The 13,938-nt window shown below is 37.4% G+C and carries 11 protein-coding genes and 2 tRNA genes; 11 read left to right on the top strand and 2 right to left on the bottom strand.

Annotated elements, in window-relative coordinates:
* Positions 1–58 precede the first annotated feature (58 nt).
* The 3 genes from ACLR96_RS07565 to ACLR96_RS07555 all read left to right on the top strand — a co-directional run bounded on the left by ACLR96_RS07565 (position 59) and on the right by ACLR96_RS07555 (position 1,439).
* Positions 59–133, top strand: a tRNA-Glu gene (locus ACLR96_RS07565).
* Positions 134–303: 170 nt separating this feature from the next.
* The gene (locus ACLR96_RS07560; protein WP_243206923.1) at positions 304–732 is read left to right on the top strand and encodes a MarR family winged helix-turn-helix transcriptional regulator; all 429 of its coding nucleotides are present in this window, start codon (positions 304–306) and stop codon (positions 730–732) included.
* On the top strand, positions 732–1,439 hold the full coding sequence (locus ACLR96_RS07555; protein ID WP_243206924.1) for a YczE/YyaS/YitT family protein: 708 nt from the start codon (positions 732–734) through the stop codon (positions 1,437–1,439). Before ACLR96_RS07560 ends, ACLR96_RS07555 begins: the two co-directional genes overlap by 1 nt.
* 6 nt (positions 1,440–1,445) lie before the next feature.
* Here the strand turns inward: ACLR96_RS07555 and ACLR96_RS07550 are convergent, their stop codons facing one another.
* Positions 1,446–1,886, bottom strand: a complete 441-nt coding sequence (locus tag ACLR96_RS07550) for an HD domain-containing protein (protein ID WP_177270223.1) — start codon at positions 1,884–1,886, stop codon at positions 1,446–1,448.
* 308 nt (positions 1,887–2,194) lie between these two features.
* Here ACLR96_RS07550 and ACLR96_RS07545 point away from each other — a divergent pair, with 308 nt between their 5' ends.
* On the top strand, positions 2,195–4,009 hold the full coding sequence (locus ACLR96_RS07545) for a hypothetical protein (protein WP_177270221.1): 1,815 nt from the start codon (positions 2,195–2,197) through the stop codon (positions 4,007–4,009).
* A 145-nt stretch (positions 4,010–4,154) separates the two neighbouring features.
* Here ACLR96_RS07545 and ACLR96_RS07540 read toward each other — a convergent pair.
* A tRNA-Leu gene (locus ACLR96_RS07540) sits at positions 4,155–4,237 on the bottom strand.
* Between the two features lie 327 nt (positions 4,238–4,564).
* Between ACLR96_RS07540 and clpB the strand changes: the two genes are divergently transcribed.
* From clpB to ACLR96_RS07505, 7 genes are all read left to right on the top strand, one after another.
* Entirely contained in the window at positions 4,565–7,156 is a 2,592-nt protein-coding gene (gene clpB, locus ACLR96_RS07535; protein ID WP_412265542.1) for an ATP-dependent chaperone ClpB, read from the top strand.
* 105 nt (positions 7,157–7,261) lie between these two features.
* Positions 7,262–7,987 (top strand): response regulator transcription factor, encoded by a 726-nt coding sequence (locus ACLR96_RS07530; RefSeq protein ID WP_412265540.1) that lies wholly within the window; start codon positions 7,262–7,264, stop codon positions 7,985–7,987.
* Complete coding sequence (locus tag ACLR96_RS07525) at positions 7,984–9,192, top strand: ATP-binding protein (RefSeq protein WP_177270215.1); 1,209 nt, start codon at positions 7,984–7,986, stop codon at positions 9,190–9,192. The genes ACLR96_RS07530 and ACLR96_RS07525 overlap by 4 nt, the downstream gene beginning before the upstream one ends.
* A gap of 83 nt (positions 9,193–9,275) precedes the next feature.
* Positions 9,276–9,944 carry an ABC transporter ATP-binding protein gene (locus tag ACLR96_RS07520; RefSeq protein WP_177270199.1) on the top strand — a complete coding sequence of 223 codons (669 nt, stop codon included), beginning with the start codon at positions 9,276–9,278 and terminating at the stop codon, positions 9,942–9,944.
* 1 nt (position 9,945) lies between these two features.
* The gene (locus ACLR96_RS07515) at positions 9,946–12,396 is read left to right on the top strand and encodes an FtsX-like permease family protein (protein ID WP_177270197.1); all 2,451 of its coding nucleotides are present in this window, start codon (positions 9,946–9,948) and stop codon (positions 12,394–12,396) included.
* 142 nt (positions 12,397–12,538) lie between these two features.
* On the top strand, positions 12,539–12,820 hold the full coding sequence (locus ACLR96_RS07510) for a hypothetical protein (RefSeq protein ID WP_177270195.1): 282 nt from the start codon (positions 12,539–12,541) through the stop codon (positions 12,818–12,820).
* Complete coding sequence (locus ACLR96_RS07505) at positions 12,780–13,925, top strand: DUF4317 family protein (RefSeq protein ID WP_177270193.1); 1,146 nt, start codon at positions 12,780–12,782, stop codon at positions 13,923–13,925. The genes ACLR96_RS07510 and ACLR96_RS07505 overlap by 41 nt, the downstream gene beginning before the upstream one ends.
* Positions 13,926–13,938 lie beyond the last annotated feature (13 nt).

Genomic DNA, 13,938 nt, shown 5'->3' with positions numbered 1-13,938 from the left:
GCGCTGATGATACTTGGCGGGAGACCGCCTGGGAAAGTAGGACGTTGCCGCTTATTTTGGTCCTATGGTCAAGCGGTCAAGACACCGCCCTTTCACGGCGGTAACCCGGGTTCGATTCCCGGTAGGATCACCAAAGCAAACCTTACGATTATAATAATTGTAAGGTTTTTTTATTTTTTAAAAATAGAAAATAAAGTATAGATTCATTTCGTACATCAATATTAATAATTTGTTTAATTGACAATTAGACTTCTAAGTATTATACTAATGATTAGAATTCTAATTATTTTGTTGGAGGATATTATGTCATATCATAAATTGATGATGGAAAATCATACGATGTTTTCAAGAAAGGTATTTGAACGTCTTTCTGACAGATGTCTTTCTGTAGGCCAGCCTAAAGTTCTGGAATATTTGTATTTTAATGATGGGGCTATACAGAAGGATATAGCTGAAGCTTGTATGATAGAGCCAGCCACAGTAACGAGTCTTTTATCCAGAATGGAAAAGGGTGGCTTGATCAAAAGAAAAAGTAGAGTTGGTGATAAAAGATATATGTGTGTATATCTTACTGAAATAGGTAGAGAGAATAGCAAAATTTCTGTAGAGACATTGTCAGAGCTTGAGAAGATTGCTTTGAGCGGATTTTCTGAAGAAGAAAGGAAACGATTTGTTTCTTTTCTTGAGAGAGTTAATAGTAATTTGAAAGGAAAAGGAGGAGCTGATATTTAATGACTAAAGCTGAGATATTTAAGCGTTATTTAATTTTTACGATTGGTTTATTTGTGAGTTCTTTAGGTGTAGCAATAGTAACTAAGGCAGATCTGGGGACATCTCCGATTTCCTCTATACCGTATGTTCTGAGTTTGCGATATCCCCTAACTTTAGGGGAGTTTACTATAATATTTAGTATAGTTCTTATAATTTTACAGCTTATTATTCTCAGAAAAGATTTTAAGCCTGAATATATTTTGCAGGTACCAGTGTCTGTGGCATTTGGATACTTTATAGATTTCAGTATGTTTTTGATGAAGACTATGTCGCCTGATTTATATATTGTAAAAGTATTATATCTTTTGGTGGGTTGTGTTGTTCTTGGTATTGGAGTGTATTTGGAGGTGTTGGCTAATGTTGTAATGCTTCCGGGAGAATCTTTTGTAAGAGCGATTGTATATAAGCTGAAAAAGGAATTTGGCTTTCTTAAAATATTTTTTGATGTATCTATGACGGCTGTTGCTGCGGTGTTGTCGCTGATTTTTATGAGTAGGTTATCGGGTGTCAGGGAAGGTACTGTTATAGCTGCCTTGCTGGTAGGATTTATAGCTCGTTTTATAGGAAAAAGATTGTATTTTCTTCCGGAAAAGCTGTTTAGACAGTTTGCGGAAGAAAAGCAGAAGTGTGATGATATGATGGGAATTCCGGCAGGTATGGAGGAATAAAGAATGTTACTCCTGTTCCAGTATGGATTTTGCTGTGATGTATTTTTGGTGCCATAGTGATCGTTGTTTTTCTGTTATATTTTTACATTCTGACAGGCGTGTTTCATCTAAATTATGGGCGATATCAGCAAGTTTAACTATCTTTGCAATGGGGTTTTTCTTGATAGCACGAATGTAATCAAAATAATCGCTTCCTTCGGTGTGTGTCAGCAATCGGAGAGCCTCTGTTATTTTTTTTGGGAATTCTTTTTCCAAATCTTCTATAGTCACAGATGTATCTTCTGCTACATCATGAAGAAGGGCTGTACATATTGTGATCTCATCTTTCATTTGTTCAGCGAGATGATAAGGATGCAGTATATAGGGAAGACCGCTTTTATCAACCTGACCATGATGGGCTTTATAAGCAAGCTGCATGGCTTTGTTTGTCAATGATGTATAAATCATAAATTATCCTTTCAATAATATTCTTATGAGAATAAAAATAGGTATAGGTTTGTTTTTTGTATTCTAAAAGAAGTATATTTAAGTATTTTTATTTTGTCAATTATACTGGTGTTCATTTTCAACATTAGATAATATGTTCGAAATATTTGAGAATTGGTTAGTTTGACAACGAAAAATAATCGTTTTGATGTTTTGGTAACTGAAAAAAATAAAATAAACATGTAAAATAATGTTGTTGCTGACTTGTCAGTGGGATATTTATTAAACAAAAGAAATTCTTATTTGGAATTTGTGGAAGGAGAATTAAGATGAAAAACTTAAGATTGTCTTGGAAAATTTCCAGACTATCGAGAAAAATTTTTGCTGTAATGTTGATAGGTGTTTTAACCATAGGAGGAGCAGCGACTGCTTTTGCTTCTGATACATATACAAGTGAAAAGCGTAACCACGGGACTATATCTATCACAGCAGAAAATGAAACTAACAATACTATCAATATGAAGTTAGGTGATACTATAACTGTTACAGTATCGCCATACATACATGTGCAGTATGAGGGCTGCGGTACTACTCCGAATTGTCCTGATGTTTGCGGCGACATGCCCGGAAGCTGCTTTATAAAGAACTATGGATGCAATTGTAGTACAAGTCCTACAAAGCGCATTACGAAAGTGGAAACAGCTGTGACTAAGGAAGGAATAATTTCCGTAGGAGAAGCTAACGCTCTTGACAATATTAATGATAAGCCGACAGTAAATGATTTGGCAAGTAAGAGTGATGGAACGTTTACGATTACAGCAGATTCTGTAGGAACTACAGAATTGACTGTTGAAACATCCCTTAGAGATTGGGTTTCCAGTACTAAGAAATATACTGTAAAGGTGGATGAAAATGATAGTCAGGTGGCAGAGGTTATAGATTTTGATGCAGAGACGACCCATGCAGGCTTTGAACCGGGAGAAATAAATACCGTACAGACTCTCTTTGTTGATTTGACTTTTGAAAAAGAAATGAAAATTGTTGATAAAGAAAAATTGCTGACTGAGATGAATATTCTTTCAGATGCTTATGTTTCAGCGCAGAGCAGCGGAAAACTGGAAGAGGGAAACTCTTTCGTTGTCTTTGGTGCCGGATTAAAACCTGATCAGACGAATGTCGAGTTGACAAATAATAATAAGACTCTTAGGATAACTACGAAAGGTTGGGGCGCTCAAGTTGCTGGAATATTCAAAGCCTCAGGCACTTGGAAAAACTTGAAGAGTATTGATGGAGAAAATGCTGATATCAATGTAACTATTATTGTTCCAAATGGAATAACTACGGAAATCGTAAAACAGGTAGTAGCTACTAATGATATAAATGCTTCTGTAACTACCAAGGTGATTAGACCAGAAGATGCTACAAGGGGAATGGTGCATTGGATGTTGCTTAAGAATGGTGAACCGGTAAAAGCGAAGTATGAAAGTGGATTGGGATTTAATCAGGTAGGCGCAACTTTTAATGCACATTTGCATAATTTTGCTACTGATATGGCGGAGGATTTTGCTAAAAATAGTGTTAATACTATGATGCCAATGTTAGGTGATTATTATGATATTGACTACAAAGAAGGGAGCGATGAATTTACTGTTACAGCTAAAGAATCACAGCCTGGAGATGTTCTTGAATTACACATTTATAGTTATCTTAATAATGGCAGTAAGACCATTAATCTGGATGATCTGGAAAAGGGCATTAGTTCTGCAGAAAATATAGATAAAGATCTCTATACAGAAGAAAGTTATAAAGTGTTTTCGGATGCTCTTGCCAAAGCACAGATTATAGACAAAGCTCCTAAATATTACGCTCAGACAGATGTTGATTTTGCGGCGAAGCAGCTTTTAAATGCACAAGGAGAGCTGGTAGCTGTTGATCAAAAAGATCCAATAATACCTGAAGAAGATAATCCTCAGCAGGGAGGCGGTAATACTGATCAAAATCAGGTTAATGAAAATAATAATAACGGTGATAAGTCAGCGGAAACCGGAGATGGTTCTTTTGCAGGAGTTTATGCAGTACTGATGGTCGCAGCGGCTTGCATTGCAGGCAAAGTATTGTATCGTAAGAAATATCCAAAAGTATAGATTGTGCGAATAGATATATCGGTAAAGATTTATATTAAATAATAAAATAAACGAAGTTTTTGCAAATTATTTTACAACTCTTCGTTTATTTTTTATGTGATTCATAATAAAAACCCATTGAAGTGATTATATTCAATGGGTTGCATGGTGCGCCTTGAGGGACTTGAACCCCCACGGTCTCCCACTAGAACCTAAATCTAGCGTGTCTGCCAATTCCACCAAAGGCGCATATTATATAGGCTGACTTAATAAGTATATGTGGTTTTGTAAGTATTGTCAATTAGAAATTTACAGTAATTTATAGTATTTTGTGAAATTTATTTTAGGTATTATAAAGCACCTAAAAGATTAAAATAAGAAGGGTGTTGGTGGTATTTTTGTATAGAAATATTGTGTGCAGAAATAAGCTTTACAGATTTTTATATGTTATAAAAATTTAGCACTCTCTTTAATAGAGTGCTAAAAAACTGTTGACTTTTGGTATTTATAGGTATACAATGAAATTAATAAAAATAATGTACCTAATTAGTACATTATTGTTCGGGGGTGAAGTTTATGAACATAGATAAATATACGCAAAATGCACAGGGAGCAATAATAGATTGCCAGAATATAGCAATAGAAGAGGGAAATCAGCAGATAGATGGGGAACATCTCCATTTGGCGCTGCTGATGCAGAAAGATGGGTTGATTCCCAAATTGCTGAAGTTCATGGAAGTAAATACAGGTGAGATAATAGGAGCTCTGGAATCAGAAATAGATAAGCTTCCTAAAGTTTCCGGAAGTGCTGAAAGTATGTACTCTACAAGGCGACTTCAGCAGTTATTCCTTAATGCTGAAAAGAAAGCAGAGAAAATGAAGGATGAATATATAAGTGTAGAACATTTATATCTGGCCCTTCTGGACGAGAGGAATACACCATCAGCAGTTATATTCAAAAGATATAATATTACAAAGGACAGGTTTCTTGATGCACTTAATAAAGTGCGGGGGAATCAGCGGGTTACGAGTCAGAATCCGGAGGAAAATTATGATGCGCTAAATAAATATGGCAGAGACCTTGTGGAGATGGCAAGGGATGGAAAACTGGACCCTGTTATCGGAAGAGATGCGGAGATAAGGCATACTATACAGATTCTTTCAAGAAGGACAAAAAACAATCCTGTGTTAATCGGTGAGCCGGGAGTCGGTAAAACTGCTGTTGTAGAAGGTCTTGCCCAGAGAATATTAAATGGAGACGTTCCTGAAGGCTTGAAAGACAAAACTATTTTTGCCCTGGATATGGGTTCTCTTATAGCAGGGGCTAAATTCAGGGGGGAATTCGAAGAAAGGCTTAAAGCTGTACTCAATGAGATCGAAAAGTCTGAAGGTCGGATAATTCTTTTCATAGACGAGATTCACAATATCGTTGGTGCAGGAAAGACCGAAGGCGCAATGGATGCCGGTAATCTGCTGAAGCCGAAACTTGCAAGAGGTGAGCTGCATTGCATAGGAGCTACGACCTTAGATGAATACAGAAAATATATTGAAAAAGATGCGGCTTTGGAAAGACGTTTTCAGAAAGTACTGGTGGATCAGCCTACGGTAGAGGATACTATTTCTATATTAAGAGGGCTGAAAGAAAGATTTGAGATTCATCATGGAGTAAGGATTACTGACAGTGCTCTGATAGCATGTGCGACAATTTCTGACAGATATATAAGTGACAGATTTCTTCCGGATAAGGCTATAGATCTGATGGATGAGGCAGCTTCGAAAATAAGAACCGAGATTGACAGTATGCCGGCAGAGCTTGATGAGATTTCAAGAAAGATTATGCAGCTTGAGATAGAGAAACAGGCTCTCGGAAAAGAAACTGATGCCGGTTCCAAATCACGACTGGCAACTTTAGAGAAAGAGCTTTCACAGCTTAAAGATGAAAGCAATGCTATGCGTGCTCAGTGGGAGGGCGAGAAAAAAGCCATAACCGAAGTTAAAGCAGTTAAACAGCAGATAGAAGATGTTAAACATCAGATGGAGGAGGCCGAGAGGAATTATAATCTTGAAAAGCTTGCACAGCTTAAATACGGAACATTGCCTGAACTGGAAAAGAAATTGGAAGCAGAAAAGGGAAAAGCTGAAGAAGCTGAAGAGTCAAGGCTCCTTAAAGAAGAAGTAACGGAAGAAGAGATAGCTGAAGTAATTTCAGGCTGGACAGGTATACCTGTAAGTAAACTGGTGGAAAGTGAGAGAGAAAAGCTCCTTAAACTTCCTGAAATACTTCATAAGAGAGTAATAGGTCAAGAAGATGGAGTAAAAGCTGTCGCAGAGGCAGTATTGAGGGCCAGAGCGGGGCTTAAAGATGAGAAGAGACCGATAGGATCATTTATTTTTCTGGGCCCTACCGGTGTAGGCAAGACAGAGCTGGCAAAAGCATTGTCAGAGGCACTGTTTGATTCAGAGAAGAATATGATTCGTATAGATATGTCTGAATACATGGAAAAACATTCAGTTTCAAGGCTCGTAGGAGCTCCTCCGGGATATGTGGGATATGATGAAGGAGGACAGCTGACGGAAGCAGTAAGAAGGAAACCTTATAGTGTTATCCTATTTGATGAGATTGAAAAAGCTCATCCTGATGTATTTAATATACTTCTTCAGTTGCTCGACGACGGCAGACTTACAGATAATCAGGGAAGAACGGTAGACTTTAAAAATACTATAGTGATTATGACTTCAAATATCGGGAGCAATTATTTAATCGATGGTATAAGGGCTGACGGAACGGTAGATGAGGAAATTAAAGAAAAAGTTGAAAATGAGACTAAAAAATATTTCAGACCTGAATTTCTCAACAGAGTCGATGAGATTGTAGTATTTTCTCCTCTTACTGAGAGTCAGATTGTAAAGATAATAGAACTTGCGATGAAAGATATAGAAAAGCGTCTTGAAGAAAGAGGCATCAAGCTTACACTTACAGATAAAGCAAAAAAATTCATTGCTGACGAAAGTTACGATCCGTCGTACGGAGCAAGACCTGTAAAAAGATTTCTCCAGAGAAATGTAGAGACAGAGCTGGCAGGTGAGATTATACGTGGAACCGTTAAGGATGGAGATGATGTGATAATTGATTGTAACGGAGAGAAATTGACATTTGCGGCAAGATAAGGGGTATATGTAAATATACAAAGATGATAGGGCGTTTCCCGGAAGGGAAGCGCCCTATTTGATATTTTCGGTGCATTTAGATATAATGCAAGTCGGAGGTATCATATGAGCAAAGGAATATTACTTATAGAAGATGATAAGAGTTTAAACAGAGCCGTGAGTCTTAAGCTGTCAAAAGAGGGATATGAGGTGTATTCGGCGGAAACACTGAAAGAGGGATGGGAGCTGTATCAGTGTCAAGATATAGTTCTTATAATTTGTGACATAGGGCTTCCTGACGGCAGCGGTCTGGATTTTTGTTCAAAGGTAAGGTCTATAAAAGAAAGAACGACTGTTTTTTTATTTTTAACGGCTATGGATACGGAAACTGATATAATTATGGGTTATGAAGTGGGAGGGGATGACTATGTTACAAAGCCCTTTTCACTGGCTGTACTTATATCTAAAGTAAATGCCATGATGAACAGATATTGTGAAAATATTTTGAGCATCAGAAAAAGTAAAAATGATAGTTGTATCATAAAATCAGTGGATATAATCTTTGATAAGGAAAAAAAATTTGTAATAAAAGGAGGAGAACAACTTTTTCTTACAGCTAATGAACAGAGACTCCTCTTGTATTTCCTTGAGAACCCAATGAAGGTGCTGTCAAAAAATCAGCTGCTTGAAGCTGTATGGGATGTTGACGGCAATTTTGTAGATGATAATACGGTCACAGTCAATATAAGAAGACTCAGGGAGAAGATAGAAGAAAATCCTTCAAAACCATCTATTATAAAGAATATAAGGGGCTTGGGATATATTTGGGAGAGGAAATGTGAGAAACTATGAAAAAAAGAGTCTTAATATTTACAGGGATTATCCTTATTATAACTGTCTCACTGGGGATTTTCGGCGGCATTGTTATATATAAAGCTGACAGATTTGAAGTAAGACGGGTACAGAATATGGCCGGAGCCATTGTATCTGAATATCCACAGGCTGAGAGTATATTTATTGATGCTGCGATTGATGAAGCCTTTAAATATGAAGCCGAAGGAGCAGATATACTGTCTTCTTACGGATACGATGAAGATATGCATGTAAAAGATCAGTATAAAACGCTTATATATGTATATTCGGGCATGATTATTTTACTTTTTCTGCTTTCTCTTGGAGCCGGATATGGGATATTCGTTTACATATCGAGGAATCAGAAAAAAAGGGAGAAACTACTGCTTTGCATGCTTGATGACTGTATTTCAGGTGATTTTAAATTCATTGATGATGAGAAAAATTTCGAATTGTTGGAAGGGTCAGCTCTTTTAGATTCGCTGATGAAGTTGGCGGGAAGTCTAAGATTGAAAACTGCCAGATTGAATGAAGAACGTGATAATACAAAGACTCTTGTTACAGATATATCACATCAGCTGAAAACCCCCATAAGTGCAATGAAAGTTTGCTTTGATATGTATCTGGAAGCTGACAGCGATAGTGAAAAGAAGGAATTTCTGGACAGAAGCATGACACAGATGGATAAGCTGGAAAGTTTGACAGCAGCTTTGATTAATATATCAAGGCTTGAAAACAATATGATATCACTGAACCCTGAAAAGGTACATCTGCAAAGACTTTTAATAGATGTGGTGAACACAGAGTATTACAAAGCGTCGGTTAAAAATATAGAAGTAGAAGTGGAAGAATTTAAAGATATAGAGCTTTTTATAGATAAAAAATGGACAGTGGAGGCGATTGCCAATATCGTGGATAATGGAATCAAATATAGTCCGGAAGGCAGCCGTATAAATATAAAAGTAACAAAAATGTTTAGTTTTGTAAGAATAGAGATAGAGGATCAGGGAATAGGTATACCAAAGGAAGACCGGAATAAAATTTTTTTAAGGTTTTTTAGAGGCGATAGCGATATTGTAAAAGGTCAGGATGGTTCCGGCGTCGGTCTTTATCTAACAAGAAAGATATTAGAAGAGCAAGGAGGAACGGTATCAGTAAAGTCAGGAGGAGAAGGAAGCACTTTCGTAGTTCAGATACCTTTGTAAGCTAAATGTAAGATTCTTTGTAAGTCTGTCGTAAGACTGATGATATAAAATGTGGGATATAAGGAAAGAGGAGGTTTGACATAATGGATATAATATTAGAAACAAAGGATCTTTGCAAATACTACGGTGAGGGTGAGAACCTTGTAAAGGCTGTAGATAAAGTAAATATACAGATACAGCAAGGTGAATTCGTGACAATAGTAGGTAAGTCAGGAAGCGGAAAGTCTACGCTTCTTCATATGCTAGGTGCTCTGGATCGGCCCACATCAGGTCAGGTGTGGTTGGCGGGCAAGAATATAGAAGGATTCTCTGAGGATGCTCTGGCAAAAATACGGAGACGTAAGATAGGGTTTATTTTTCAGGCTTTTAATCTCGTACCGTCTCTTAACGTATGGGAAAATGTTGTTTTGCCTATAGGTCTTGACGGTAGAGCTGTGGATGTAGATTTCGTGAAGGATATCCTAAAAACACTTGGTCTTGATGGTAAAGCGAGAAATCTGCCTAATACCTTATCAGGTGGTCAGCAGCAGAGAACAGCCATAGCTAGAGCAATAGCTGCAAAACCATCCATAATTCTGGCAGATGAGCCCACCGGAAATTTGGACAGTAAAACAGGTGATGAGGTAATGGCGCTGTTGAAATTTTCAGCGAAAAAATATGGTCAGACCCTTGTGGTAATAACACATGATGAGGATATTGCTCAGATGGCTGATAGAACTATTATCATCGAAGATGGCAAGGTGGTGAAATAAAATGATGACGTCACTTGCCAAGAGCAGAATAAGATATAACAAAAGCCGTACTGTGCTTACTGCCATAGCTATAATACTTACAACAACGCTTCTTATGGCACTGGGGACATCGGCTATAGGTCTTTTGAACTTCAATAAGATGCAGGCAGCTGAAACAAGCAATCTGCATGGGTCATTTGGCCAGCTTACGGAGGATCAGGTAAATAAACTTAAGAATCATGCAGATATTGAATCTCTTGAGATCAACGAAATATTTGCTACCGTAGAGCATGGCAAAATGAATGGATTTCTTACATATAAGGAAAATGTGAAAGAGGGAATAACATATGGCGTAGGAGAGATCACAGAAGGGTCTTATCCAAAGAAGATAAATGAGATCTGTGGTCCGGCATCTTTTTTTCGCCAGCTTGGAGCAAAGGCTGATATCGGAAGTAAAGTGAAGATCGATTTCAGAGTACAAGGTGAAGGCGTTATACAGACAAGGGAATTTACTATAAGCGGACTGGTTTCTGAACGGGATATATCTAAACTTAACATAAGTGAAACACGTTTGTCTTACGGAGCTAATATTTCGGAAGAACTTGTTAACGAATTACTGCCTAAGGGTGACCGTGTTTATAATGCTTCTGTACGTGTTTTTGGAGAACATGATCTTAATTATGATGAGATATGTCAGAAAATAAATGATGTGGCGGCTGATATAGGCTGCAAAGAAATTAATGTTTCTCTAAATAAAGAGTATCTTAGCACGGTGACGGACCCGGGAATGGAAACGATAAAGATAGTTTCGGCTATAGCTTTTGTAATAGCGGTATTTTCCGGGATGGTGATATATAGCATATACTATGTAGGGATTATTACAGATGTTCAGGAAATAGGAAAGTTAAAGGCTCTTGGAGCATCCAAGAAACACATAAAGCGTCTTTTGTTCAGGGAGGGAATGTTTGTATCGGTTTTATCTGTGCCGATAGGATTGATACTCGGATATCTCATACCGTACTTCATCATGCCTGTAGTTTTGAAAAAAGGTTTGGAAACAAGTCTGATTAATATGGATTTTAAGCGGCCTGATATGTTTTCTCTTCCGGTGCTTTTGGCAGTAGCAGCAGTGGTACTGCTTACTGTTTATATTTCTCTTTTGAAGCCTATGAGAATGGCAGCTAAAATATCTCCTATAGAGGCTATGAGATATCAGGAAAGCAGTAAAGAAAAAAAGCTGCGAACCGGTAATATTAGTATAAGTCTGTTTAGGTTAAGTAAAGCAAATCTGACCAGAAACAAAAAACGTACGATAGTAACGATGGTTACCATGGCGCTCAGCTGTGTATTATTTATGAGTGTTGCAGGTCTTCTTAACAGTATGCGTACTGAAGATATCGCAGATCGAAATATGGAGGGAAGTGATTTCAGAATTTCACTGGATTATGCTCTGGATGATGAACAATATCCGGAGAATAACCTTGAGAATATAAATAAGAATAATCCTTTTTCTCATCAGTTCCTTGAACAAATAAAAAATATAGATGGTGTTGAAAATATACGTAAAGTTCACCAAGTTCCCGCAAGTTCAGATTATCCTTCAGAGATGTTTGCGGAAGGGCGGAAGATAACTATCTCTGAGTTTACAAGAGAGAAGGCTGATGAATACCGCAAAGACATGGAAAAAGGAGAAATAAAATACGATGAAATGGTTTCTCAAAACGGAGCTGTGTTCACATCGGATGTGTTTTGGGATGATTATAATATCAAACTTAATGAGGATATGAATCTGACTGTATATGATGGAGATCGCAAGATACCTTTGAATGTCAAGGTTCAGGCTTCAGTAAATGATGGAGGGGCATCAATATTAATGGTGCCGGAAGGTGTATATGATTCCTTAGAACTGAGAAACGACAGTACAACAGATATTTTCATCGATGTAGATAAGGATAAGTATGATGATATAAAGTCGCAGATTCAAGAAATGATAGATTCTCAGGATAAGTTTGAACTGTATTCGAGGGATGAAGAGATATCTATAGGAGATATGAGTGTCAGTATGATCAAGTATCCGATGTATGTAATTTTGCTGATGATAGCTGTGATAGGATTCATGAATCTGATAAATACAATGATTACAAGCATTATTACGAGAAAGCAGGAGCTTGGTATGCTGCAGGCTATAGGATTATCAGACAGACAGCTGACGAGAATGTTAGCGGGAGAAGGTATGGTATTTACAGCGGGTACTCTTTTGGCATCTATGACTTTAGGAAATATTTTTGGATATTTGATATTTCTTTGGGGTAAGAATTCACATTTTATGAGTGTAACTGAATATCATTATCCTGTCTGGGAAACGGTTGCTCTTGCGGTACTTCTGATAGTGGGGCAGATGGCAATAACTTTCTTTATAGGAAGAAGAATGAGAAAAGAAAGTCTTATAGATAGAATAAGAAATGGAGAATAGGTAGCTATGTCAGGAGCCGGGCGCATTGTTTATGCTCGGATCCTGATTTTTTTATGTTAAAACTGTGCTGTTCTGATCATTTGTCTGTGGAAAAAGGGATGAAAGTGGAGAAACAGTATGATATATGAAGGTGGATTTTTCAATGTTTATGATATATAATGAAAAATGTTTATGGAATATAGGAATAGGACAGAATTATCTCCGGATGTTATCATATGAAAAGACTGTTGGAGGAAAGGGGATGTCCCCATATGATCCTCAGGAGCTGCTTTTATGCGGCAAAGTGGGAAAGAATAATAGAGTAACAGAAAGAAAAAACAGACCGCTGGCATGTCTTCTGCGTGATGGAGAGCAGATGACTTTTGCGGATAGGAAGGAGTTATATGAATCAAAAGGAATTACAGGAAATAAGAAAACGTTTTAAACCTGAAAAGGACAGTATAAGCCATATTTTTGGATGTTATGTAAATGCGGCTAAAGAGATCGTTACTCACATAGATATGTCAGTAGGGCTTATGGAGCAGGAAGAGGCTGAGATGTATCTTAAACTCTTGAAGAAAGCTCTTTCAGGAACTTTGGGGAAAAACCTTCTGGATATAGAGTTTTCAACGAAGCAGGTAGAAGACAGTGATGAGCATAGACTTCTTCAGACGCTCAGGTTATCTCATTTGCGGGATGAAAATATGAGAAATGTTTTTTATCAGAGAGTGATAGATTCTCTGGACATGGGAGAGGAAAGTTATGTTATTTTGCTGGCATCAGATTCTTATGATATACCTTTTAAAGGAAATGATGATGAACTGTGGGAAGAAGGATCAAATGAGGTTTTTGATTACATAATTTGCTGTATTTGCCCTGTAAAGGATGCTAAAGCAGCACTGAGATATTATGCTGATGAGAAAAGTTTCAGAGGAGCTTCTACAGGACATGTTTTAGGCTCTCCTGAGATAGGTTTTATGTTCCCGACATTTGATGACAGAAGTGCTAATATTTATAATGCGCTATATTACAGCAGAAATCTTTCATATATACATGAGGAGTTTATCGAGGCTATATTTAATGTAGAAAGAGTGCCGCTTTCTGCCGGTGCTCAGAAGAATGTTTTTGGAGAGGCATTGTGTGATGCTTTGGGAAGCGACTGTAGCCTTGAAATTGTCAAGGCAGTACATGGGCAGATACGGGAAAGGCTGATGCTTCATAAAGAAAGCAAGGATCCTGAGATTCCTGAAATATATGTGGAAGATATAGATAATATTTTAAAAACAAGCGGCGTGTCCGAAGAAAAGATAAATTTATTTAATGATGCCTGTCAGAAGGGCTTTGGAGATGATAATGTACTTAACCCCAATAATGTTATGGAGAGCAGGAAGTTTGAAATGATCACACCTGAAGTCCATATTACAGTCAATCCTGAATACACATACAATATAACGACAAAAGTTATAGATGGCAGTAAGTATATACTTATTCCGGTGGGGGAAGGTGTGGCAGTAAACGGAATAGATATAAAAGTAGGAGAAGATGAATAAAAAGGGCTCAGCT

The organism is Lentihominibacter sp. (assembly GCF_046951855.1).
GTDB classification, from domain to species: Bacteria; Bacillota; Clostridia; order Peptostreptococcales; family Anaerovoracaceae; genus Lentihominibacter; species Lentihominibacter hominis.
This window is presented reverse-complemented; position numbering and strand designations above follow the sequence as displayed.

Coding starts and splice junctions, on each gene's coding strand:
- ACLR96_RS07515 (WP_177270197.1), top strand. CDS start 9,946: ATGATGACGTCACTTGCCAAGAGCAGAATAAGATATAACAAAAGCCGT.
- ACLR96_RS07505 (WP_177270193.1), top strand. CDS start 12,780: ATGAATCAAAAGGAATTACAGGAAATAAGAAAACGTTTTAAACCTGAA.
- ACLR96_RS07555 (WP_243206924.1), top strand. CDS start 732: ATGACTAAAGCTGAGATATTTAAGCGTTATTTAATTTTTACGATTGGT.
- ACLR96_RS07545 (WP_177270221.1), top strand. CDS start 2,195: ATGAAAAACTTAAGATTGTCTTGGAAAATTTCCAGACTATCGAGAAAA.
- ACLR96_RS07550 (WP_177270223.1), bottom strand. CDS start 1,886: ATGATTTATACATCATTGACAAACAAAGCCATGCAGCTTGCTTATAAA.
- ACLR96_RS07530 (WP_412265540.1), top strand. CDS start 7,262: ATGAGCAAAGGAATATTACTTATAGAAGATGATAAGAGTTTAAACAGA.
- ACLR96_RS07560 (WP_243206923.1), top strand. CDS start 304: ATGTCATATCATAAATTGATGATGGAAAATCATACGATGTTTTCAAGA.
- ACLR96_RS07525 (WP_177270215.1), top strand. CDS start 7,984: ATGAAAAAAAGAGTCTTAATATTTACAGGGATTATCCTTATTATAACT.
- ACLR96_RS07520 (WP_177270199.1), top strand. CDS start 9,276: ATGGATATAATATTAGAAACAAAGGATCTTTGCAAATACTACGGTGAG.
- ACLR96_RS07510 (WP_177270195.1), top strand. CDS start 12,539: ATGTTTATGATATATAATGAAAAATGTTTATGGAATATAGGAATAGGA.
- clpB (WP_412265542.1), top strand. CDS start 4,565: ATGAACATAGATAAATATACGCAAAATGCACAGGGAGCAATAATAGAT.